At 53.3% G+C, this 24,155-nt stretch carries 23 protein-coding genes; 10 read left to right on the forward strand and 13 right to left on the reverse strand.

What is annotated here, in order from left to right:
* Positions 1-209 precede the first annotated feature (209 nt).
* The 10 genes from J1785_RS17285 (at position 210) to J1785_RS17330 (ending at position 11,345) form a co-directional block, all read left to right on the forward strand.
* Complete coding sequence (locus J1785_RS17285; RefSeq protein ID WP_217157861.1) at positions 210-1,502, forward strand: ABC transporter substrate-binding protein; 1,293 nt, start codon at positions 210-212, stop codon at positions 1,500-1,502.
* 30 nt (positions 1,503-1,532) lie between these two features.
* Positions 1,533-2,414 (forward strand): carbohydrate ABC transporter permease, encoded by an 882-nt coding sequence (locus J1785_RS17290; protein WP_129954679.1) that lies wholly within the window; start codon positions 1,533-1,535, stop codon positions 2,412-2,414.
* A complete protein-coding gene (locus J1785_RS17295) occupies positions 2,401-3,246 on the forward strand; it encodes a carbohydrate ABC transporter permease (RefSeq protein ID WP_217219990.1) in 846 nt (281 codons plus the stop codon). The genes J1785_RS17290 and J1785_RS17295 overlap by 14 nt, the downstream gene beginning before the upstream one ends.
* Positions 3,247-3,289: 43 nt before the next feature.
* Entirely contained in the window at positions 3,290-4,342 is a 1,053-nt protein-coding gene (locus tag J1785_RS17300; RefSeq protein ID WP_217219991.1) for a D-guloside 3-dehydrogenase, read from the forward strand.
* Positions 4,343-4,354: 12 nt separating this feature from the next.
* Positions 4,355-5,146 (forward strand): sugar phosphate isomerase/epimerase family protein, encoded by a 792-nt coding sequence (locus J1785_RS17305; RefSeq protein WP_217219992.1) that lies wholly within the window; start codon positions 4,355-4,357, stop codon positions 5,144-5,146.
* A gap of 15 nt (positions 5,147-5,161) precedes the next feature.
* On the forward strand, positions 5,162-6,220 hold the full coding sequence (locus tag J1785_RS17310) for a Gfo/Idh/MocA family protein (RefSeq protein ID WP_217219994.1): 1,059 nt from the start codon (positions 5,162-5,164) through the stop codon (positions 6,218-6,220).
* Entirely contained in the window at positions 6,217-8,463 is a 2,247-nt protein-coding gene (locus J1785_RS17315; protein ID WP_217219996.1) for a glycoside hydrolase family 65 protein, read from the forward strand. The genes J1785_RS17310 and J1785_RS17315 overlap by 4 nt, the downstream gene beginning before the upstream one ends.
* Entirely contained in the window at positions 8,453-9,139 is a 687-nt protein-coding gene (gene pgmB, locus J1785_RS17320) for a beta-phosphoglucomutase (protein WP_217220022.1), read from the forward strand. Before J1785_RS17315 ends, pgmB begins: the two co-directional genes overlap by 11 nt.
* 9 nt (positions 9,140-9,148) lie before the next feature.
* Positions 9,149-10,237, forward strand: a complete 1,089-nt coding sequence (locus J1785_RS17325) for an ABC transporter ATP-binding protein (RefSeq protein ID WP_217219998.1) — start codon at positions 9,149-9,151, stop codon at positions 10,235-10,237.
* Between the two features lie 97 nt (positions 10,238-10,334).
* Positions 10,335-11,345 (forward strand): OmpG family monomeric porin, encoded by a 1,011-nt coding sequence (locus J1785_RS17330; RefSeq protein WP_217220000.1) that lies wholly within the window; start codon positions 10,335-10,337, stop codon positions 11,343-11,345.
* A gap of 45 nt (positions 11,346-11,390) precedes the next feature.
* On the opposite strand, the gene J1785_RS17335 is transcribed toward J1785_RS17330, so the two are convergent.
* From J1785_RS17335 to arcA, 13 genes are all read right to left on the reverse strand, one after another.
* Positions 11,391-12,422: a LacI family DNA-binding transcriptional regulator gene (locus J1785_RS17335; protein ID WP_217220002.1), complete on the reverse strand. Its 1,032-nt coding sequence runs from the start codon at positions 12,420-12,422 to the stop codon at positions 11,391-11,393.
* A gap of 99 nt (positions 12,423-12,521) precedes the next feature.
* The gene (locus tag J1785_RS17340; RefSeq protein WP_129954670.1) at positions 12,522-13,253 is read right to left on the reverse strand and encodes a proteasome-type protease; all 732 of its coding nucleotides are present in this window, start codon (positions 13,251-13,253) and stop codon (positions 12,522-12,524) included.
* Between the two features lie 26 nt (positions 13,254-13,279).
* Positions 13,280-14,074, reverse strand: coding sequence for a transglutaminase family protein (locus J1785_RS17345; RefSeq protein WP_217220004.1), 795 nt, complete (start codon positions 14,072-14,074; stop codon positions 13,280-13,282).
* On the reverse strand, positions 14,074-15,015 hold the full coding sequence (locus tag J1785_RS17350; protein ID WP_129954668.1) for an alpha-E domain-containing protein: 942 nt from the start codon (positions 15,013-15,015) through the stop codon (positions 14,074-14,076). The genes J1785_RS17345 and J1785_RS17350 overlap by 1 nt, the downstream gene beginning before the upstream one ends.
* Complete coding sequence (locus tag J1785_RS17355; RefSeq protein ID WP_129992016.1) at positions 15,009-16,460, reverse strand: circularly permuted type 2 ATP-grasp protein; 1,452 nt, start codon at positions 16,458-16,460, stop codon at positions 15,009-15,011. Before J1785_RS17355 ends, J1785_RS17350 begins: the two co-directional genes overlap by 7 nt.
* Positions 16,461-16,668: 208 nt before the next feature.
* Positions 16,669-17,055 (reverse strand): 2-iminobutanoate/2-iminopropanoate deaminase, encoded by a 387-nt coding sequence (ridA, locus tag J1785_RS17360; protein WP_056776488.1) that lies wholly within the window; start codon positions 17,053-17,055, stop codon positions 16,669-16,671.
* A gap of 55 nt (positions 17,056-17,110) precedes the next feature.
* The gene (gene pyrI, locus J1785_RS17365) at positions 17,111-17,575 is read right to left on the reverse strand and encodes an aspartate carbamoyltransferase regulatory subunit (protein ID WP_013577172.1); all 465 of its coding nucleotides are present in this window, start codon (positions 17,573-17,575) and stop codon (positions 17,111-17,113) included.
* A gap of 19 nt (positions 17,576-17,594) precedes the next feature.
* Positions 17,595-18,530, reverse strand: coding sequence for an aspartate carbamoyltransferase (gene pyrB, locus J1785_RS17370; RefSeq protein ID WP_217220006.1), 936 nt, complete (start codon positions 18,528-18,530; stop codon positions 17,595-17,597).
* Positions 18,531-18,774: 244 nt separating this feature from the next.
* Positions 18,775-19,281 (reverse strand): arginine repressor, encoded by a 507-nt coding sequence (locus J1785_RS17375; RefSeq protein ID WP_217220008.1) that lies wholly within the window; start codon positions 19,279-19,281, stop codon positions 18,775-18,777.
* 61 nt (positions 19,282-19,342) lie between these two features.
* The gene (locus tag J1785_RS17380; RefSeq protein WP_217220010.1) at positions 19,343-20,746 is read right to left on the reverse strand and encodes a YfcC family protein; all 1,404 of its coding nucleotides are present in this window, start codon (positions 20,744-20,746) and stop codon (positions 19,343-19,345) included.
* A gap of 52 nt (positions 20,747-20,798) precedes the next feature.
* Complete coding sequence (gene argF, locus J1785_RS17385; protein ID WP_217220012.1) at positions 20,799-21,806, reverse strand: ornithine carbamoyltransferase; 1,008 nt, start codon at positions 21,804-21,806, stop codon at positions 20,799-20,801.
* A 36-nt stretch (positions 21,807-21,842) separates the two neighbouring features.
* Positions 21,843-22,754: a carbamate kinase gene (gene arcC, locus J1785_RS17390; RefSeq protein WP_217220020.1), complete on the reverse strand. Its 912-nt coding sequence runs from the start codon at positions 22,752-22,754 to the stop codon at positions 21,843-21,845.
* Between the two features lie 22 nt (positions 22,755-22,776).
* Positions 22,777-23,997, reverse strand: coding sequence for an arginine deiminase (gene arcA / locus J1785_RS17395; protein WP_217220021.1), 1,221 nt, complete (start codon positions 23,995-23,997; stop codon positions 22,777-22,779).
* Positions 23,998-24,155 lie beyond the last annotated feature (158 nt).

Below are 24,155 nucleotides of genomic sequence, written 5' to 3' on the forward strand. Positions count from 1 at the left end.
TTATAAGAGACAGGAGTTATCAGGTTTTACCTGGCCATCTCTCTTTGGAATGCCACGGAGAAATAACATTAAAGGCTTACCAGTATATCTGGTTGTGTCATTAAAGAAGTCGTTATTTAAATGCTTAATAGCCTAAGGGTTTGATATTTCACAGGCCAGTGATTTCGGCTGGCTATAAATTAGAAAAGGAAATCTTCATGAATATAAAAATGAAAAGAAAATATATCCTTATAGCCCCGTTAGTCTTATCCGTATTATGTTTATCGGCCTGTGAGGATGTTAAAGAGCAACAAGTTACCATTGAGTTTATGCATTCTTCGGTCGAGCAGGAACGTCAGGTGGTGATTAATCAGCTGATCGCGCAATTTGAACAGGAAAATCCGCAGATCACCATTAAACCGGTGCCGGTAGAAGAAGACGCCTACAACACCAAAGTGATTACGCTGGCCCGTACCGGCGCACTGCCGGCCGTTATCGAAGTCAGTCACGATTACGCCAAAGTGATGGATCAGGAACAACTGATTGACCGTGATGCCATCAGGCAGGTGATCGACGGCATCGGTGCAGACCAGTTTTATCCCGGCGTATTACGCATCGTGCGCACGGAAGAGGGCCAGCACTATACCGGCGTTCCGATCCACGGCTGGATACAGGGGATCTGGTACAACAAATCACAACTGTCAGAGGCCGGATTTTCCGCGCCGCAAAACTGGCAGGATATCACCCGCATTGCCACGGCATTTAATCAGCCCGCCCGGAAAAAATACGGCATCGCCTTACCGACTGCTGAAAGTGTCCTGACCGAACAGGCTTTCTCGCAGTTTGCGCTTTCCAATAATGCCAACGTCTTTGATGCACAGGGGCAAATCACGGTGAATACGCCGGAAATGCAACAGGCGCTGGCCTATTACCGTCAGCTCGCCACCTTCTCCATGCCCGGCTCCAATGATGTCATGGAAATCAAAGATGCCTTTATGAACGGCACGGTGCCAATGGCAATTTACTCCACTTATATTCTTCCGGCGGTATACAGCGAAGGCAAAGCTGACGATCTCGGCTTTGCCGTGCCGACCGAAAAATCCAAGGCTGTTTACGGCACCATCACCTCACTGACCATTTCTAACGGGCTGGATACGCCTGAGCGTGAAGCCGCCAAACAGTGGGTGAGCTTCCTCGAAAAACCGGATAACGCCACGGCGTGGGTGCTGATGTCGCCGGGTGCCGCGTTACCGGTGACCAAAGGCGTGACCGGCAACGCCACCTGGCAAAACAACCCGGTGATTAAGGCATTTGGCACGCTGCCACAAATGCTGGTGAACGAGTTTGCTAACGTGCAGGTCTTCGGTTCCGTTGGGGAGAAAAACTTCGCGGCAATGGGCGATATCACAGGCTCCGCAGTACTCAGCGAAATGCTCAATAGCGTGACCGTCGGGAAGAAGGATCCGCAGCAGTCGCTGGCGGAAGGGCAAAAGCGTATCGAAACACTGATGCAAAAACGCTAAACGCAGGAGCCTGAACTCTCAGGGAAGATGATGAAATTACGTAAATTTAACCATTCTGACGGTCGGTTTGCGCTGCTCCTGCTCGCCCCTAGCATCCTTTTGCTGGGGCTGCTGGTGGCGTATCCGATGCTGTCGAATATTCAGATCAGTTTTCTGCAAATCCCGCTGAATCCGCGTCTCGATAACCGGTTTGTCGGGCTGGATAACTACCTCAGCATTCTCAGTGACCCGGGCTTTTATCATTCGCTGTGGGTGACATTCTGGTACACCGCGCTGGTCGTCGCGGGCAGCACCGGGCTGGGGCTGGGCGTCGCGCTGTTTTTTAACCGTCAGTTCCGCTTTCGCAAAACGGCGCGTTCGCTGGTGATATTGTCCTACGTTACGCCTTCCATTTCGCTGGTATTCGCCTGGAAATACATGTTCAACAATGGCTACGGCATTGTGAATGTGATCGGGGCTGACATGTTGCACCTGTTCAGAGATGCCCCGCTGTGGTTCGACAACCCGGTCAGTAGTTTTATTCTGGTGGTGTTGTTCGCCATCTGGCGCTACTTCCCCTATGCCTTTATCTCATTTCTGGCGATTTTGCAGACCGTCGATAAATCCTTGTACGAAGCCGCAGGTATGGACGGTGCCAATGCCTGGCAGAAATTCCGCATCGTCACGCTGCCCGCCATCATGCCGGTACTGGCAACGGTGGTCACGCTGCGCGCGATCTGGATGTTCTACATGTTTGCTGACGTCTATCTGCTGACCAACAAGGTCAATATTCTGGGCGTGTATCTCTATAAAACCGCCTTTGCTTTTAATGATTTAGGCAAAGCCGCTGCCATATCCATGGTGCTGTTTGCCCTGATCTTTATCGTGATTCTTCTTGCCAGAAAACGGGTGAATATCAATGGCAGTAACTAACCGCAAGATCCTGCGCAAAGCGGGCTTTTATGTCAGCCTGCTGATTTTTCTGGGGGTGATGTTATTTCCTTTTTTCATCATGCTGATGACCTCGTTCAAAAGCAGCAAAGAGGCGATTTCCCGCCATCCGACGCTGTTCCCGCAGGCGTGGGATTTCCACCATTACGTGGACATTTTCAACCCGCAGATTTTCCCGTTCCTCAGTTATTTTAAAAACAGCCTGACCGTGTCGGTGCTGGCCTCTGTGATCGCCGTGTTTTTCGGCATCCTTGGCGCTTATGCGTTGTCGCGGCTGCGTTTTAAAGGGCGCGTCACCATCAATGCCAGCTTTTATACCGTCTACATGTTTTCCGGCATTTTGCTGGTGGTACCGCTGTTTAAAATCATATCGGCACTGGGACTCTACGACACCACGACTGCACTGGTGATCACCATGGTGGTCCAGACGTTACCGACTGCGGTGTTTATGCTGAAAAGTTACTTCGACACCATTCCTCACGATATTGAAGAAGCGGCAATGATGGACGGCCTCAACCGGCTGCAAATCATTTTCTACATCACCGTGCCGCTGGCGATCTCGGGCATCATTTCGGTATTTGTGTACTGTTTTATGGTGGCGTGGAATGACTATCTCTTCGCCTCTATTTTCCTTTCCAGCTCGGCCAATTTCACCCTGCCTGTCGGCCTGAACACGCTGTTCAGTACACCGGATTATGTCTGGGGAAGAATGATGGCCGCCTCGCTGGTGACCGCGCTGCCGGTGGTGCTGATGTATGCACTGTCTGAGCGCTTTATCAAAGGCAATCTTACCGACGGCGGCGTAAAAGGCTGACGTAACCCATTAAATTTACTGATGAAAGATGAAGGAATATCCGATGAAAAAACTGGTCGCAACCCAGCCGCGCGTGGCTGAACTGATGGATTATGCGGACCGCCCGGTCGCGGCGCATGAAGTCAAAATTCGCGTGAAATTTGGCGCACCGAAACACGGCACCGAAGTGGTAGATTTTCGCGGCGTCAGCCCGTTTATCGACGAAGAATTTTCTGCTGAATGGGGCATGTTTGTGCCGCGTCCGGCAGATGCGCCGCGGGGTATTGTGTTCGGCGACTTCCAGCTCGGCAACATGGTGGTGGGCACCGTCTGCGAAAGGGGCGACGAGGTGACGGATTACGCGTTGGGTGATGATGTCTGTACCTACGGACCGCTGAGCGAAACGGTGATCGTCAACGCCGTGAACAATTACAAATTACGCAAAATGCCCGCCGGTGCCTCATGGAAAAACGCTGTCTGTTATGACCCGGCACAGTTTGCCATGAGCGGTGTGCGCGACGGCAATGTCCGCGTAGGGGATTTCGTGGTGATTGTCGGGCTGGGTGCCATCGGGCAAATTGCGGTGCAACTGGCGAAAAAGGCCGGTGCGAGCATCGTGATTGGCGTTGATCCGCTGGAAAAACGCGGGGAGATTGCACTGAAAAACGGCGCGGATACGGTGTTTAATCCGATCGGCACTGACATCGGACTGGAAATTAAAAAGCTCACCGGCAAGCTGGGTGCTGACGTCATTATCGAAACCAGCGGCAACGCCCAGGCGTTGCAGGCGGCGCTGCGCGGCATCGCTTACGGCGGCACTATATCTTATGTCGCCTTTGCCAAACCTTTCGCCGAAGGCTTTAACCTCGGGCGGGAAGCCCACTTCAACAACGCCAAAATCATCTTTTCCCGCGCATGTAGCGAACCCAATCCTGACTATCCCCGCTGGAGCCGTAAACGCATCGAAGACGCCTGCTGGGAACTGCTGATGAACGGCTACCTGAACTGTGAAGACCTGATCGACCCGGTGGTCACGTTCAGCAACAGCGCGGAAAGCTACATGAAATACGTCGATCAACATCCTGATCAGAGCATCAAACTCGGCATCACTTTCTAAAAGGACTTAGACATGAAAATCGGTACACAAAATCAGGCGTTCTTCCCGGAAAATATTCTGGAGAAATTCAAATTTATCAAGGCAATGGGTTTCGACGGCTTTGAAATCGACGGCAAATTGCTGGTGAACCATCTTGACGACGTGAAAGCCGCCATTGCCGAAACCGGCCTGCCGGTGATCACTGCCTGCGGCGGCTATGAGGGTTGGATCGGCGATTTCATTGAAGAGCGTCGTCTGAACGGGGTGCAGCAAATTACGGCGATTCTGGAAGCGCTTTCGCAGGTCGGCGGTAAAGGGATCATCGTGCCCGCCGCCTGGGGCATGTTTACCTACCGCCTGCCGCCGATGACCTCGCCGCGCAGTCAGGCGGGCGACCGTCTGGCAGTCAGCTCATCCCTGCGGGAGCTGGAAAATGTGGCCAGACGCACCGGCACTACGGTGTATCTGGAGCCGCTGAACCGCTATCAGGATCACATGATAAACACGTTGGCAGAGGCACGCCGTTATATCGAAGAAGGCGCGCTTGAGCACGTCAAAATCATCGGCGACTTTTACCATATGAACATTGAGGAGGACTGCCCCAGCGCTGCATTCCATCAGCAACGTGATCTGCTCGGCCACGTCCACATTGCTGACAACCACCGTTACCAGCCTGGCAGCGGCAGTATTGATTTTGGTCGCGCATTTCAGCAACTGAAAGAAGATGGTTACGACGGCTATATCGTCTTCGAATGCCGTGTGCGGGCAGAAAATCCGGCACAGGCTTATCAGGATTCACTGACCTATCTTCGCAATTTACTCTGACGGACAGGCCGCAAAATGGAATTTATAACGAGTACGGCAGGAACGCTGAAAGTGGCGCTGGTCGGTGCCGGTCAGGTGGCGGAAAAGGTCCATGCGGCCTGTTACCGCCAGCTTCCGGGGCTTGAGCTGGTGGCTGTCGTGGACTGCGATAGGGCGCGCGCCCAGGCATTTGCAGAGCGTAACGGTATCGCCCGCGCCTGTACCTCGCTGGAAGAAATGCTGGAGGCTGAACATCCCGATATCGTCAGCATTTGTACGCCCAACCTTTTCCATCATCAGCAGGTGATCACGGCATTGCAGCACGGCTGTCATGTGTTCTGTGAAAAACCGCCGGCTATGAGCGCCGCACAGGCGCTGGAAATGTGGCAGGCAGCAGAACAGGCCGGACGGTTACTGGCCTATGATTTTCACCACCGTTTCGCCGAAGATGCACGCATTTTACGCGCAAAATTCACAGCCGGTGAACTGGGTGAGGTCTATGTCACCACCGCACGGGCATTACGCCGCTGCGGTGTGCCCGGCTGGGGAAATTTTACGGATAAAACGCAGTCCGGCGGCGGACCGCTGATCGACATCGGCATTCATATGCTGGATGCCGCCCTCTACGTGCTCGGTTTTCCGGCGGTACGCAAGGTGACCGCACAGATGTTTCAGAAAATCGGCAACCGTAAAAGTGAAGGACAGTTCGGACGCTGGGATCCGCAGAAATACAGCGTGGAAGATTCGGTATTTGCCGCTATTGAGTTTTGCAACGGCGGGTTGCTGCGTCTGGAAACTTCGTTTGCGCTGAACATACAGCCACAGTCGGTCATGAACGTTGAGTTTTGCGGTGATAAAGCCGGTGCCACGCTGTTTCCTGCACAGGTATATACCGATGAAAAGGGCGAACTGGTGAGGTTATTCCACCGGGACGTTGCTGACGATCAACGCCATGCACGCAGCGTTCAGGCATTTGTCGGGGCAGTGCGCGGAGACAGGGCAGATGTTGCAAATGCTGAACAGGGATACCGGGTCCAGCAACTGGTGGCGGCAATCTATGCGTCGGCAGAGTCGGGGGAGAGTGTGTATTTATGATCCAGCCTCAGATCCTGCCCGAAGCACCGTTTTCACCCCATCGCCTGAATAAGTACGCGAGCCTGCATGCCTGCGGCAATGGCCGGATTGGCATCCGTGGCTGTCACGAAGAGGCTTATACCGACCAGCAGCGGGGCATGTTTGTCGCGGGTTTTTATCACCGTGCGAATGCGACGGAAGTCACCGAACTGGTCAATCTGCCGGATATTACCGGCATGCGTATTGAGCTGAACGGCGAAAGTTTATCGTTGCTTTCCGGCACCCTGATTGCCTATCAGCGCGAACTGCGCACCATGAACGGCGAGCTTTACCGCGAACTGGTGTGGCAGTCGCCCGCCGGGCAGCGGTTCAAAATCGAAACCCGTCGTTTTGTGGCGCTTTCTCCGCTGATGCTGGTGGCGAGCCGTTTAACGGTCACCGCACTGGATACTGACGCGCATCTGTGCGTGAGTACCGGCATGGATGCCACGCAGACCAACAGCGGCAGACAGCATCTGAACGAGCGCTCAGTGCGGGTTTTCGATCAAAACGTTTTACAGGGTTGGTATGAGACCACAGACGGCCAGCAGCAGGCGGTCATCACCAGCCAGTGCCTGTTTCCCGCCCGCGCCAGCAGCAGCTTTTCGGCGAAAAACCGTCAGTTATTACAACATATCGGCCTGCCGTTATCTGCCGGTGAAGCGGTCACGCTGGAGAAATTCAGCTGGATTGCCACATCGCTCGATGCGGACTTCCTGCCTGAAAACACCTTCGCTGCACGCTGCCTGGAAGCCTTAACGGTGCATGCACAGCAAGGTTACGGACAACTGCTGATGGAAAATACCCGTCACTGGCAGCATTACTGGCAGGCATCGCGGGTCTGCGTGGCGTCAGATCATCCACAGGATCAGCGTGCACTGGATTTTGCGCTTTATCACCTGAAGCTGATGATCCCGGCGCATGATGCGCGTGCCAGTGTGGCGGCGAAAGGACTGACCGGCGAAGGCTATAAAGGGCATGTATTCTGGGATACCGAAATATTTATCCTGCCTTTTGCGCTGCTGAATGCGCCCGGACAGGCGCGAAAACTGCTGGAATACCGCTATCGGAATCTGGTGCAGGCGCAGGAGAAAGCCAGGTGTAACGGCTATCAGGGGGCGTTGTTCCCGTGGGAAAGTGCGTTCAGCGGGAAAGAGGAAACGCCGGAATTCGCGGCGATCAATATCCGTACCGGTCAGCGGCAACGGGTGGCATCAGCGTTAGCTGAGCATCATCTGGTGGCGGATATCGCCTATGCCACGGTGGGCTATTTTCAGGCCACGCGCGACGCTGAATTTATGCAACAAATGGGGCTGGCGTTGCTGAAAGAGACAGCCCTGTTCTGGATGAGCCGCACTGAACGGCGTGGGGACCGGTGGGTAATTCTCAACGTCATCGGGCCGGATGAATATACCGAACATATTGATAATAATGCGTTTACCAATTATATGGCGCAGTACAACGTCCGGGAAGCCTGCCGGTATTTGCAGGCATTTAATCACCAGGATGCTGCATTTTTCACACAGGCGGAAGATTTCCTGACGCACCTGTACCTGCCGCAGCCCGATGCGCAGGGCGTGATCGCGCAGGATGATTCCTTTCTCAGCAAACCTCAGTGCGACCTGACTCCCTATAAATCCCGGCAGGGTACACAGGCCATTTTGCTGGACTATTCCCGTGCAGAAATCAACGAGATGCAGATCCTCAAACAGGCCGATGTGGTCATGCTCATGCAACTGCTGCCCGCGCAGTTCACGCCACAATGCCAGGCTGCCAATCTCCGTTTTTATGAACCGCGTACGATTCATGATTCTTCGCTGAGCAAATCGGTGCATGCGATTGTTGCCGCCCGGACCGGGCAAACAGCGCAGGCATTGCAGTTTTACCGCGAGGCGTGCCGCATCGATCTGGGCGAGGAACCCCATTCTTCGGATGACGGCATTCATGCGGCAGCCGCTGCGGCTATCTGGACAGGGGCACTGATGGGGTTTGCGGGGCTGGATTATCAGTCAGGTGAGCTGCATTTTTGGCCCTCACTGCCGCAGGGCTGGACGCGGTTGCAGTTTCCCCTGAACTGGCGCGGAACGCGCCTGATGGTCACCCTCGAACCACAGCAATTTATTCTCAGCAAAACGGATGCCCGGCCGCTGAAGGTCTGGATCAACGGCATCTCTCATATGTTTACGGAAAGCCTCGTTCTGGAAGGATCTCATGATGAAAACTAACCCCCTGCTGCCGCGTGCCGTCATTTTTGACCTCGACGGTGTGGTGGTGGATACCGCCCATCTGCACTTTATGGCCTGGCAACGGCTGGCGCAGCGCATCGGGATCCACATTGATACTGGGTTTAATGAGCAGCTCAAAGGCGTCAGTCGTCAGGGATCACTGCTGAGGATCCTCGCCTCGGGCGGAAAAACCGGGAGTTTTACGCAGGCCGAATGTGACTCAATGGCTGCTGAGAAAAATGCTGATTATGTCGGCTTACTTGCCGGACTGACCACGACGGATATTTTGCCGGGGATGGGGGAATTGCTGCATACGCTGCACGAGCAGGGTGTGCTTACCGGTCTGGCTTCCGTTTCACAAAATGCCCCGCGGGTGCTGAGGGCGCTGGGACTGGAGCAGGCTTTCAATTATGTCGCGGACACCCGCCGTATCACGCATTCCAAACCCCATCCGGAAATTTTTCTCAACGTTTGCGAGGCGCTGAATATCTCGCCGCAACATGCCGTTGGGATTGAGGATGCGCAGGCGGGCATTGATGCCCTGCGTGCTGGCGGTATTTTCGCCATAGGCATTGGTGCGACGCTGGAAGGGGCAAATTACCGTCTGGCTTCTACTGAGGGGCTGTCTTGGGCGGTTATCCGGCAGCAATGGTTGCGTCATCACGCTGACATTTAAGGGAAAATTATGGCTCAGATTTCACTGCAACACATTCAGAAAATTTACGACAAGCAGGTTCACGTGGTGAAGGATTTTAATCTGGAGATCGCGGATAAAGAATTTATCGTGTTTGTCGGCCCCTCCGGCTGCGGAAAATCCACGACCCTGCGCATGATCGCCGGGCTGGAGGAAATATCTTCCGGCGATCTGCTGATCGACGGCGTGCGGATGAACGACGTCGCGCCGAAAGATCGCGAGATCGCCATGGTATTTCAGAACTATGCGCTGTATCCGCATATGTCGGTGTACGACAACATGGCGTTTGGCCTGAAGCTGAGAAAAATTGCGCCGGAGGAAATCAGCCAGCGGGTGAAATATGCGGCGCAGATCCTCGGGCTGAATGAGTACCTGGCGCGACGTCCGGGGGCATTATCCGGCGGCCAGCGTCAGCGGGTTGCGCTCGGGCGTGCCATTGTGCGGGATGCCAAAGTTTTTTTAATGGACGAACCGCTGTCGAATCTTGATGCCAAGCTGCGGGTACAGATGCGTGCTGAAATCAGCAAGCTGCATCATAAACTCAATACGACAATGATTTATGTCACTCATGATCAGACCGAAGCCATGACCATGGCAACGCGGATTGTGGTCATGAAAGACGGCGTTATCCAGCAGGTTGGCGCGCCTAAGACGGTCTATAACCATCCGCAAAATATGTTTGTGGCTGGTTTTATTGGTTCTCCGGCGATGAACTTTATCCGCGGCGCGCTGGATGGTGACTTTTTCGTGACGGAAAGCCTGCGTATTCCGGTGTCTGAAGACAAACTGGCGATACTGAATACGCAGGGTTATCAGCGTAAACTGCTGGTACTCGGTATCCGACCTGAGGATATTGCCGGTGCGGAGCAGCAGAGTGCACATTTTGATGCGCGAATTACAGTGGCTGAACTGACCGGTGCAGAATTTATGTTGTATTGCTCGGTTGGCGGTCATGAGTTTGTTTGCCGTTCAAACGCGAATACCGATTATCAGGCCGGGCAATTATTACCCCTGCGCTTTGATATAAATAAATGTCATTTCTTTGATGGTGACACAGAGCAAGTGATTGCCGCAGATTAATAATCCATTTCACTAACATGTATAAATAATACGAATTTCAAAAGAGGTTAGCTGTTTTTAATATCCATCCGTCCCTACTGTAAAAGGAATTATTATAATGAAAATAAAAGTGGCTGCCGCATTATTATGCGGCGCAGTCTGCTCGTCGGCTTTTTCCGCTGAGAGCGAAAGCGTGAATAAAAATGAAGATCATAACTCACCGGAAATGCTGACACCGGTACCGATCGGCAACGCAGCGTTACCTGCCGAACCCTGGCAGGTGCAGATCGGTGCCATGCAGGAAACTGAGAACACAGAAGGTCAGGGCGATAAAGACGGCGCTTATGAACCCACGGTATTTGTTAACTTCAGCAAAGGAAAGTGGAACTTATACGGCGCGTTTTATCAGGAAGATCATAATGTTGATTATTCCCAAAACACACGCAGCGACTGGTTTAATCAGGTTGAATTCGATGCGCATTATCAGTTTGCCGATAATGCAGATTATGCACTGGGGCTGATGCTCGGTTTCAGGAACTACCAGTGGCAATATAATGAAGATAAGAAGAAAGAGGGCAGTTCTTATAATACCCAGCGTTATACCATTCAGCCAGACTGGTCGGTTTCACTCAGTCCTGCGTTGAAATATAACGGCTGGATGGCGTTGTATAATTATTATAATAGTATGGATGATAACGGCTATCTGAATAAAGAGCTTGAAGGTGAGACGGGTTTGAAATACAGCTTCACCGACGATATCGCAATGCAGGTCAGTTATTATTTAGATCGCGGATGGAATACCGGTGACAGCCAGCGCGGGGAATTCGCCAAACAGGAAGCGCGTATCTATTTGCCGGTGAGTGTCGATCTGTTCTCCGGCGGAAAAACCGTGCTCACACCTTATGTCCGCCGGACGCTGGATACCTATTATTACAATGATGAACGCGCAGAGCGGGAAGGAGAAACTGATACACGATTCGGGCTGTTAATCAATCAGCCTTTACCTAACGGTTTTGCCATCTCACTGGAATATGCTTACGAATTGCAACTGCACGATAATACCGATGCCAGCGCCAATGCGAAGACCAAATTCCATTATACCGGTGTCGGGATCACCTATTCTTTCTGATACACCTCACCACCCGACCGGAAGCTGTTTTTCCGGTCGGGTTTTTTATTTTCTGGCCGCGAGCGGTATGGCGGAATGATTCACCACCAATTGGGTCGGCACCAGCGTGCGGGAGTGAGTGCCGGGGCGGTTAAAAATTTTATCGAATAATAAACCGCAACCCTGACAGCCTAACTCGCGGATAGGAATTTCAATGCCAGTCAGCCCCGGAGAAAGGAGGGGGGAAATATTGTCACTGCTGTAACCGGTGATGGAAATTTCGTCGGGGATGATCTTTTTCTGTTCATGGGCCGCACGGTAAATGCTCATGACTTTCACAGCATCGGTGGCGAAAACGGCTGTCGGCGGACGGGCACATTGCAATAATGTTGTCGCCGCCAGATAGGCACTTTCTGTGGTATAACCGCCGTCAATCATCAGGTCGGGTTGCACGGGCAGACCGGCATCCTGCATGGCGCGCTTATATCCCGCAAGACGATCAATGGATACGTGGTAATCCAGCGGCGCGTGCAGGCAGGCAATATCCTGGTGACCGAGCGAAATAAGATGTTCTGTCAGCCGGTAGCTGTCCTGAAAATTATCGGTATCGACGGAGAAAACATGCTGATACGTTCCTTCAATATTGCCAATCACCATCACCGGCACCTGACAATTATCCAGTTGCTCCAGGATGTATTCATCGGCAGGCGAGCTGAGCATTATCACGCCTTTCACCATTTTTTCAGTTATTTTCGCGACACACTTTTGCAAATCTTCTTCGCTATTTTTGGATGTTTGCAAAATAACATCAAAACCCTCTTCTTCAGCTCTCAGGGCAATGGATTGCAATATTTCGGAGAAGAAAGGGTTACCGGCGGTGGTTTTGGTCGAACGGGTGGAAATCACCAGAATCGCATCAAAACCTTTGGACGTCAGCGCCCGCGCAAGTTTACTTGGCTGATAATTCAGTGTGCGGATGGCATCCAGCACGCGCTCCCGGGCATCTGGCGAAATATTGGTCTGGTTGGTGATAACTCTGGAAACGGTAGACTTGGACACTTTTGCCAGACGGGCAATATCATAAATAGTGACTGCCACAATATATGCACCTCAAATATCCGTATTAAGGACGGGATAGGGATAATACGGGGCAGGTCTGAGGTTGTCCATTTTCCCCAGACCCGATGTGGCGGTTTGTTACTCGTCTAATTTCAGCGGCGGCAACTGCGCAAAAATACTCAGCAGGCCTTCGCCCCAGCCTTTGCGGATCATGTCGAAATACGGATGTGTTTCGGTGATCCGGTGCTGTTGCGCAGCGTTGAAACTGTCTGTCGGATAGGTCATCACATCCAGTGGCAGGCCGACGGAAAGATTGCTGCGTAATGTGGAATCCATCGAAATCAGCGCACATTGCATGGCCTGATCCAGCGCGGTGTCGTAACTCAGTACGCGATCGATAATCGGTTTGCCGTACTTACTTTCACCAATCTGGAAATACGGCGTGTCGTGCGTGGCTTCGATGAAATTCCCCTGCGGATAAATGTGGAACAGCCGCTGGCCCTCCCCCTTAATCTGGCCACCGAGCAACAGGTTGCAGCTGAAATCCGTGTTGCCGCCCTGATTTGCGCCGCTGTCACGCGCAATCACTTCACGCACCGTTTCACCCAGCAGGCTGGCGGCATCGTAGAGCGATTTCACGTTCAGCAGATTTTCCCGCTCATCATCTACACAGCGGCGATGCAGCAGACTGATAATACTCTGTGTGGTCGCCAGATTTCCGGCGCTCTGAATCACCAGCACGCGTTCATCGCTTTGATGAAAAACATGCAGCTTACGGAAGGTGGAAATATGGTCCACTCCGGCATTGGTGCGTGAATCTGAAACAAACACCAGGCCAGAGGACAAGCGCATGGCCACACAGTAAGTCATAAAAATGTTTCCTCAGGGATTCAGGGTCATTGCGGAACGTCAAGCATAGCAACGGCCGCGACAGTACGCATATCTTCGCTTCCTCCGCCCAACCGGATACCGCGGACCGGGCATGCATCAAGATAATCTATGCCGATAGCCAGTTTCAAATGCTGATTCGGTTTGCAGGTGTTGTTGGTGACATCAAAGCTCTGCCAGCGGTCATCCAGCCAGGCTTCCGCCCAGGCGTGCATCGCCACATGCGTTGAATCTTCCGAGTAAAGATAGCCGCTGACGTAGCGCGCCGGAATGCCCAGGCTGCGGCAACAGGCGAGGAAAACGTGCGTGTGATCCTGACATACACCCGTTTGTGCGGAAAAGGCTTGTGAGGCGCTGTCTTTTACCGTGGTGGTGCCGGGGTTGTAAGGCATTTTCAGCAACAACTCGCCCATCAGGTTGCACAGACTTTCGTGCTGCGCCTGTGGCCGGTAATAACGGCTGGCGAAATCGCGGATTGCGCCGTCGGCCAACGTCAGCGGGCTGGTGCGCAAAAACACCAGTGGCGAGAGATGTCCGCAATGGTCGTCCTCGGTATTGTCTTCTATCTCGACCACACCGTTGGCTTCAATGGTGATCGCCTGATGAGGCTGATCGAGCGTCAGGACATGCAATACGTTGCCGTAGGCATCCAGCGTGCGGGTGGCGTATTCCGGCAAAGTCAGATCCCATGACAAAATCTTCTGATGGCTGGAATCCTGCGGCGTGAGGCGCAGATATTGCGTGCTGTGTTTAACTTGTTGTGCATAGCTGTAATGCGTCTGATGCGTGACATTCAGTTTCATTATTGAGCCTCCAGATAGGTTTGATGAATGCTCTCAGCGATGGCATTGGTCTGATCCAGAAACTGCATTAACCAGGGGCTGAGACCCATTTCAACGATCTCGTCCATTTCAGTGAAACGAAGCTGAGCGTGCAGGGTGTGGACACGGCGGCGTGGCAGATTGCCTGCGCTACCCCCGATTTCTTCAAGCTGTTCAGCCATGATTTCGACACAGGAAAGTAAGGATCGCGGTAATTCGCGGCGCAGTATCAGCAGCTCTGCAATATGTTTCTGGCTGAGTTGCTGCTTGTAAAGTGTGTGGAACGCCTCGCGGGCGCTGACCGCACGCAGCAGGGTATCCATCCGGTAATATTCGCGCACCGGATCTTCATCAGCATTCAGCAACTGATTTTTGGCATCCAGCAAACGGGCGGTACTGTCTGCACGCTCAAGCATGGTGCCGAGACGGATAAAGTTCAGGGCATCACTGCGCAGTAATGTACCGAACATGGCACCGCGGAACAGGTGTGAGCGCTCTTTAACCCAGTCGAAGAAAGCGTCCGCACCGGCAGAACCCACGCCCTGACGGCGGATCAGTTTCATCTCGATCCAGGTGGCATTAATGCTTTCCCAGACTTCAGAAGAGAGGCTGCCGCGCACCGCATGCGCATTGTTCCAGGCCATTTGCAGACAACTGAAAATGCTGCTGTGGTTGGAACTGTCCAGCGCGAAGAAGTTGAGCAGATTGCCCATGGATTCCTGCGGATAATGCTCGTTGAATAATGTTCGTGTGCCGGTCATGGTCAGCGGCACCAGCAAATCATTGTTTTCATCGCGTGCGTTGACGTCACGAATCGACATCAGCGACAGCTTATTGGTCACGTCCAGCAGGCGTGCAATATTCTCGGCGCGTTCCAGATAACGCGCCATCCAGTACAGTTCGCTGGCTGTTCTGCTTAGCATGCGTCATCCTCCGTCGGATTCTCTTCCAGTACCCAGGTGTCTTTGGTGCCGCCGCCCTGAGATGAGTTCACGACCAGCGAGCCTTCAGCCAGCGCCACGCGGGTTAATCCGCCCGGTACCAGCCGGATTTCCGCACCGCTCAGGGCAAAAGGCCGCAGGTCGATATGACGCGGAGCCAGCCCGTCCCCCACGAAAGTCGGGCAGGTGGAAAGCGCCAGCGTTTCCTGTGCGATGTAGTTTTCCGGACGGGTGCGCAGTAATTCGCGGAAGCGTTCAATTTCCGCTTTACTGGCCGTCGGGCCAATCAGCATGCCGTAACCGCCTGCACCATGAACCTCCTTCACCACCATTTTTTCCAGATTCGCCAGCACGAAAGACAGATCGCTTTCCTTGCGGCATTGCCAGGTCGGCACATTATTGAGGATCGGATCTTCGGCCAGATAGTAGCGGATCATATCCGGTACATACGGGTAGATCGATTTGTCGTCCGCCACGCCGGTGCCGATCGCATTGGCCAGCACCACGCCGCCAGAGCGATACACGGAAAGCAAACCGGGTACGCCGAGCATCGAGTCGGCGCGGAACGCCAGCGGATCAAGGAACGCGTCATCGATACGCCGGTAAATCACGTCAATTTTGCACGGTCCGGCGGTGGTACGCATAAACACCGCGCCGTCTTTCACGAACAGATCGACGCTTTCCACCAGCTCAACGCCCATTTGCTGGGCGAGGAAGCTGTGCTCAAAATACGCACTGTTAAAACGCCCCGGCGTGAGCACCACGACGGTCGGATCGTTGACGGTCGTGCTTTCGCGCAGGGTTTGCAGTAAATGGGAAGGGTAGCGGGAAACCGGTGCGATACGCTGCTCGGCAAACAATTCAGGATATAGCCGCATCATCATTTTGCGGTTTTCCATCATGTAAGACACGCCGGACGGCGTACGCAGGTTGTCTTCCAGCACGTAGTATTCGCCATCGCCTCCCCGCACCATGTCGGTGCCGGCAATGTGCGCGTAAGTGTCCCGGTGAAGATCAATACCCTGCATGCACGGCTGATACTGATCGTTGGCCAGTACCTGTTCAGCGGGCACGATCCCCGCTTTGAGGATCTTCTGGTCATGATAAATATCATGCAAAAAGGCATTCAGCGCCTGAACCCGCTGACGGATCCCGCGATCGAGCATTTGCCATTCACTGGCCGGAATAATGCGCGGCACGCTGTCGAACGGGATCAGCCGTTCCGCGCCATCATCTTCGCCATAAACATTAAAGGTAATCCCCACCCGGTGAAACAACAGCGCGGCTTCCTCTTTTTTGCGCTGGACTGCCTGTTGATCGGCTTGCTGCAACCATTGCCAGTAGGCCTGATAATGGCTGCGGTGTTTGCCTTCAGCCATTAACATCTCATCAAAAAAGGGTGAATCGGAAAGGTCAATCTTGATCATCATCACCTCACAAACTGGACAGGCTGCAATTGAATCGTTCAATAACAATGAAGATCAGGCATAAAGTGTGCCAGCGTGCAAAACGGGCTGAAAAATGGGGGAAATGAGGCCGGTCTGCTTAATTATAGGGCGAGGTGAAGTTTGTTTGCCTGAAAACAGGGCAAAAAAAACCAGCCCGCAGGCTGGTCTGGTGCATCACTGACGCGGTTTAACGGCGGACGGCGATGGCTTCGATTTCGATTTTCACATCTTTTGGCAGACGGGCCACTTCTACGCAAGAACGGGCCGGGAATGGCGCATTATGCTCAGTGAAGAAGGCTTCGTAAGTGGCGTTAACGGTGGCAAAGTCGTTCAGATCTTTTACGAAAACGGTCGTTTTCACGATATCTGACACTTTCAGGCCGGCGGCTTCAACGATCGCCTGAACGTTTTCCAGTGACTGACGCGCCTGTGCAGCAATGTCGTCAGCGACTGCACCGGTTTTAGGATCCACAGGGATCTGACCGGAAGTGATGATCATGCTGCCCAGATCCACACCCTGAACATAAGGACCGATAGCGGCCGGGGCGTTTTCAGTGCTGATTTCGCGGGACATAATGTCTCCTGATTTGAGTTAAGGGGAACGGGAAGTTATCCCCCAGTATAAAGGCTCAGTCGTTATTGAGCACCACCTGATGCTCAAACTCTTTCTCGCAGTATTTGCATTTCAGGTGCACGCCGTCTGCACGTTGTTTCACCGCAAAGCTGGAATCCACCGGTTCAAAACGGCTGATACAGTTGCCGTTCGGGCAGCGCAGAACACCAACGATGCGGTCCGGCAGCGTTGGCATCAGCTTTTTCACTACGTCGTAATTATCGATGCGGTTCACCGTCGCACGCGGCGCATACACCGCCAGCTGATTGACCTGTTCATCGGTCAGGAAGGTGTTTTCGATTTTAATGATGTCTTTACGGCCCAGCTCACCGGAAGGCAGATTCAGGCCAACGGTGACACGCTGCTCCGTTTGGGTAAACTTGAACAGAGACAGGAGCTTAAATCCGACCTGCGCCGGAATATGGTCGATGACCGTACCGCATTTGATCGCTTCAACCTGAAGTTTATTGTCGTGTGTCATAATCGTTTTCTCCTCAAGTTTACTGTGCAGTATCTGCGTTCAGAACCAGCGCCAGCAAAGCCTGACGCGCAAAAATTCCGTTACCGGCCTGCTGGAAATACCAGGCATACGGCGTTTTATCGACATCCGGCGTGATTTCGTCGATACGCGGCAGCGGGTGAAGCACTTTCAGGTGCGGCTGAGCATCCGTCAGGTCAGCCGCCCGCAGGATAAACTGCGCTTTCACGTTGGCGTATTCCGACGGATCAAGACGCTCTTTTTGCACGCGGGTCATGTACAGAATGTCGATTTCAGAGACCACTTCATCAATGCTACTGTGCAGGCTGTATTCGATGCCTTTCTCTTCCAGTAACGTCAGGATATACCCCGGCATCGCCAGCGCATCCGGCGCGATAAAGTAGAATCGGTTGCCGTTAAATTTTGCCAGCGCCTGCGTCAGGGAATGCACCGTGCGGCCATATTTCAGGTCGCCGACCATGGCGATTTTGATGTTATCGAGACGCCCCTGCGTTTCCTGAATGGTGAACAAATCCAGCAGGGTTTGCGTCGGATGCTGGTTCGCACCGTCACCGGCGTTGAGTACCGGAATACCGCCGGAGAATTCGGTTGCCAGACGTGCCGCGCCTTCCTGCGGATGACGCATCACAATCGCATCGACATACGTACTGATAACCGAAATGGTATCGGCCAGTGTTTCACCTTTTTTACCGAGCGATGTGTTGCTGCTGTCGGAGAAACCGACCACTGAGGCCCCCAGACGATGCATTGAGGTTTCAAATGACAGGCGCGTACGGGTTGAGGCTTCGAAGAAACAACTGGCGATCACTTTGTGTTTCAGCAATTCAGGCTGCGGGTTGGCTTTCAGGCTGGCAGCGGTATCGAGTACCAGTTCCAGCTCTTCGCGGCTGAGATCGTTGATAGAAATGATGTCTTTCTGATACAGCGGATTAGCCATAGTCATTCTCCTGTGCTTTACGTATAAAAGTATGGCGCTCAAATTCCGGACAAAAAAAAGCCCCTCAATGAGGGGCTTTCAGTAAAACGGTAATACCACGGGAGAACAACGGCAGCGGGCTGCCTGACGGCACAGTGTTTGGTCGATGATCTGAGCACAAAACATGGCGATTTTTCATGGGTTCTCCCGACAAATTGTCGCGCATTATACGCGGGTCATTGACGACATCAAGCGGAAAAATGGCCTAAGGCAAACGGTTGCTGCCGTGGTTTTCTTTAATCGCCAGTATGCGCCTGATTATCCTGCACACCCTCTCCAGTTCCGTCGTTTCCCGGGGAGCCACCAATACGGTAGTACTCGAGGCAATCACCCCGAGAACCTCCGGCAACCGGTGATGATCGATTATCCTGCCCACAGCGCGACCATATCCCGACATGACATGCACCACCACAAACTGAGGATTATGATCCACATCGGTGACCATTTCGTTTACCGGCCTTTGGGCATCGGGAGTGAACTGAGACTGCTCATTCAGGGCGTAAATCTTTTTGCCTTTGGCGTTTTGCACCTTCGCGACACCCAGCGTTTTCAGCAACTGTGAAATGGTGGACTGACCGATATTTTTGTATCCCGCGCGCTGGAGTTCCTGACGCAATTCCTCCTGTGATGAAAAACGTCGACTGGCAATAAGCTGATGGCAGAGGATCAGTTGCTGATGTTCTTTTTCAAGTGTAGGTAATGTTCTTTTCATGGTCATATTTCCGGTAAATAAAGGACGTCAACATGGCAAAAAAATCATTTTCTACAAAGACTTAAATCAAAGAACCGAGACTTAACGCGAACATCAGTAATACCAGTAAAATCCCCATCAATGGCGCAACCCACTTCAGCCAGCGGATATAGGGCACCCGCGCGATCGCCAGACCGCCCATGACCACGGCGGAGGTCGGCGTGACCAGATTCACCAGCCCGGATGCGGACTGATAAGCGGTCACCACCAGTTCACGCCCGACGTGGGCGAAATCGGCGAGAGGCGCCATGATCGGCATGGTCATCACCGCCAGACCGGATGAAGAGGGCACCAGAAACGACAGCACCACTTCAAGCAGGAACATGACATTGATGAACAGCACGCTGGACAACCCGGAAACCATACCTTCGGCGCTGTGCAAAATAGTATGATTAATCATGCCGTTATCCATGATCACTACGATGCCACGGGCAATACCGATGATCAGCGCAACGCCAAGCAGGTCGCGTGCGCCATCAATGAATGTTGAAGTCAGTTCTTCCTCACTCATGCGGGCAATCAGACCTGTGAGGATCGCAGCGGCAAGGAAAACGCCGGAAATTTCCCCCATCCACCAGCCCTTTACCGATACGCCATAAATCATCACGACAAAAGCCAGCGCGAAGATCAGCAGGATGATTTTGCGCACGCCGGTAAAAGGCAGCAGTTCTTCACTGCGGTTGCCGAGAAAATGGGTACGGTTGCTTTCCCACTGATCAGCCACAACAGAAAGCGAGGGATCGCGGCGCACTTTACGGGCATAGCGCATCACCCAGATCACGCAGATCAGCCAGCCGATGATCAGGATGGCGACGCGCAGACCGATGCCGTGAGTAAACGGGATCCCGGCAGCGTTGGCGGCAATCACCGTGGCGAAAGGATTGATTGTCGAGCCGAGCGTGCCGATCCCGGCGCCCAGCAGTACGGTAGCGGCGGCCACCAGCGGATCGAAACGGGCAGCCATCATGACCGGCACCAGCAGGGTGTAAAACGGTAATGATTCTTCGGCCATGCCGTAAATGGTGCCACCGGCGGCGAAAAGGGCCATCAGGATCGGGATCATCCATTCTTCTTTGCCCTTCAGACGGAAGGTGACCCGTTCAATCCCGGCGTCAATCGCGCCGGTTTTGGTCACGATGCCCAGAAAACCGCCAATGATCAGGATAAATAAGGCGACATCAATTGCGCCAGCCTGACCGGTGGTGTGGTTGTACAGACCATCAACGGGCGCGAGGAAAATATCCACCAGCCCCTGCGGGTTGCCGGTGACCGGATGATAAGTACCGGCGACCGGGACATTTTTACCCAGCCCGGCATTCATCGCCATATCGTACTGACCGGCGGGGATGACCCAGCTCAGACCGGCGACCAGGGCGATGAGAATAAAGAGAATGGTGTAGGCAGAAGGAAATTTGAATGTACGCATAAACGTAATCCTTAAGAAAAGCGTGAAGGTAAAACACCTTCACGCAAAGGGCTTAGTCATCGCCAAGCGTGGCGACCATGACCGCTTTTATGGTGTGCATACGGTTTTCGGCTTCATCAAATACAATGGAATGCACGGACTCAAAAACGTCATCCGTCACTTCCAGCCCTTGCATGCCGTAAGTGATTTCCAGTTCTTTGCCGAGTGTGGTTTCTGCGTTATGAAATGCGGGCAGGCAGTGCATGAATTTGACGCCAGGATTGCCGGTGGCGCTGAGGACGGCAGCATTAACCTGATACGGGGTCATCAGGTTGATACGTTCTGCCCAGGCGCTTTTCGCTTCGCCCATCGACACCCAGACATCGGTGTAAAGGAAATCGACGCCTTTTACGCCCTCATCAACGTGTTCCGTGAGCAGAATGCGGGCCCCCGTCGTGCGGGCGATATCACGGCAGAGAGTGACCAGAGCCTCTTCCGGCCAGAAAGATTTTGGCGCCACCAGACGGATATCCATCCCCATTTTTGCTGCCCCGACCATCAGGGAATTACCCATATTGTTTCGGGCATCACCCAGATAAGCGAAGCTGATCTGGCAGAGATTTTTCCCCGGCGAATGTTCAAGCATGGTCATCAGGTCGGCGAGGATCTGGGTCGGATGAAACTCGTCGGTCAGCCCGTTCCATACCGGTACGCCGGAGAATTCCGCCAGTTCCTCCACAATCTTCTGTGCAAAACCCCGGTATTCGATACCGTCGTACATTCGCCCCAGCACGCGGGCGGTGTCTTTCATGGATTCTTTGTGTCCGATCTGGCTGCCGCCAGGGCCGAGGTAGGTGACGTGCGCGCCCTGATCAAAAGCGGCCACCTCAAATGCACAACGTGTGCGGGTAGAGGTTTTCTCAAAGATCAGCGCAATATTTTTTCCGTGCAGGTGGGGACGTTCCTGACCTGTTTGCTTATCGTTTTTCAGTGCCCGCGCCAGCTCGATCAGTTGCTGAATCTCTTCCGGCGTGAAGTCGAGCAGTTTAAGGAAATGACGATTTTTCAATGTACCAGACATAATGATTATCCTGAAATAATGAGAGGAGAATGCGGGTTATTCCGCGCGGATACAGGTGCCTTTCAGACCGGCCAGAATGGCCTCACCCTCTTCCAGAGCGCCGATCCCCGCCAGCCCGTGGCAGGCATCGACAAACTGGCAGGCAGCATTAACCTTCGGCCCCATGGAGCCTGCATCGAAGGCCATACCGGCGAGATCCCGCGGAGTGATGTGATGCAGCGGGCGCTGCTCAGGCGTGCCCCAGCCGAGGTATACCGCATCGGCATCGGTCAGGATCAACAGCGCGTCGGCCTGTAACTGACGTGCCAGCAGCGCCGCCGAGAGGTCTTTGTCGATGACGGCTTCCACGCCTTCCAGCCCGTCTGCGGTCTGATGAACCGGTACGCCGCCACCGCCATTGCAGATGACCAGATAGTGCTGATCCAGCAACGCACGAATGGCATCAATCTCGAAGATGCGCTGCGGTTGAGGAGAGGCGACCACGCGGCGAAAATGCTGCCCGTCGGCTTTCATCGCCCAGCCTTTTTCGGCAGTCAGATTTTCCGATTGCGCCTGCGTATAAACCGGGCCGATGTATTTCGTCGGGTTATCAAATGCCGGATCGAGCAGGCTGACTTCCACCTGCGTCAGCAGGGTGCAGACGCGACTTTCCGGAAGGCAATTTTTCAGCGCCTGTTGCAGCAGATAGCCGATCATCCCCTGAGTTTGTGCTACCAGAATATCGAGCGGGTAGGGCGCGACTGCCGGATAGGCGCTGTTTTGCAGCGCCAGCAATCCGACCTGCGGGCCGTTGCCGTGCACCAGCACGACGCGCCATTTCTGGCATAGCGCAGCCAGCGTATTGGCGGCGAGACAGATATTTTTGCGCTGCAGATCGGCCTCGAGCGGTTCGCCACGGCGCAGCAATGCATTGCCGCCAAGGGCGACAACCAGAACAGGTTTATTCATGAAATTTTCCCGGTATAGGTGATCAGATGTCGTCGCGTTCAAGCGGACAACTCATGCAGCGCGCACCGCCGCGGCCTCTGCCCAGCTCATCGCCCGGAATGGGGAGTACAGTGATCCCGGCCTTGTCGTATTTTTCGTTAGTCCAGGTGTTGCGCTCGTAGCCGATGACCACGCCGGGACGCACGGTCAGCACGTTATTGGCGTCATTCCACTGTTCGCGTTCGGCTTCAAAACTGTCGCCACCGGTGGTGATGAGTTTAATGTCGTCAATGCCCAGCGCTTTGCCGATTGCCCGGACGAACTGCGGTTCTTCAGTGCGGCGCAGGCCGCCGTGACCATTGTCGGTGAGTGTCCAGCACAAAGTGGTGTCGCGCACGACTTCCGGATACACCGAGAAAGTGTCCAGATCGATATGTGTCATGACAGTATCAAGGTGCATGCAGGAGCGGTGTTTCGGTAATTGCAGCACAATCACTTTGGTGGCCTGCTGATGTTTGAACAGTGAACGTGCGAGGAATTCCACACCTTGCGGTGTCGTGCGTTCCGATAGACCTATTAATACTGCGCCACGACCAATGACTAATACGTCACCGCCTTCCAGCGTGGCGTGGTCGTAATTGAATTCATCGTTGCCAAAATAAGTAATAAATTCGTTATCGGTAAAGTGCGGGTGCCAGCGATATATGGCCCGTAAATTATTGGTTTCCCGTTTACGCGCTTCCTTTGCCATCGGATTGACCGATACGCCGTTATATATCCAGCAGGAAGTGTCACGGGTAAATAAATGATTGGGTAAAGGCTTAATCACAAAGTCATTTAGCTGATGCGTATCCGTGACCATATTATGAAAAGTATCGGGAATTTCACTGTATGTTAATCCGCCGCTCATAAACCGGGCCGTTTGCCGGTGAGGAAGATCGGCCAGCCAGCCCCGAATTTCTTCGGCAAATTGCGGCCCCAGCCGGTAGTCCGAGATCTGCCGGCTGAGCAGCCAGTCTTTGGCCTCGCGGTTATCGAGGGTTTCCGTCAGCAGGTCAGTCAGCAATAAAACTTCCACCCCTTGCTGGCGCAAGGTCTCGCTGAAGAAGTCATGTTCTTTCCCGGCACGCTCAACGGAAAGCACGTCATCGAATAATAATTCCTGGCAATTCGAGGGGGTGAGTCGCTGTAAACTTAAATTTGGCCGGTGAAGCATTACACTGCGAAGTTGGCCTATTTCGGATCCTACATAATGCCGTTTCATATTTATCCCTTTTGTAAAAAGAAGAGCAAATAATGTTTTGGGCAAATGAATGACGTGGAGAATAAATTTTTTATTCAACCTGAAATGGTATGTGCCCGCAACGAAATGAATAATATTCCGCTTAGGCATTTAATATGTGATTCAGATCGCATCAGAAT

It is taken from the genome of Rahnella perminowiae (genome assembly GCF_019049755.1).
GTDB classification, from domain to species: Bacteria; Pseudomonadota; Gammaproteobacteria; order Enterobacterales; family Enterobacteriaceae; genus Rahnella; species Rahnella perminowiae.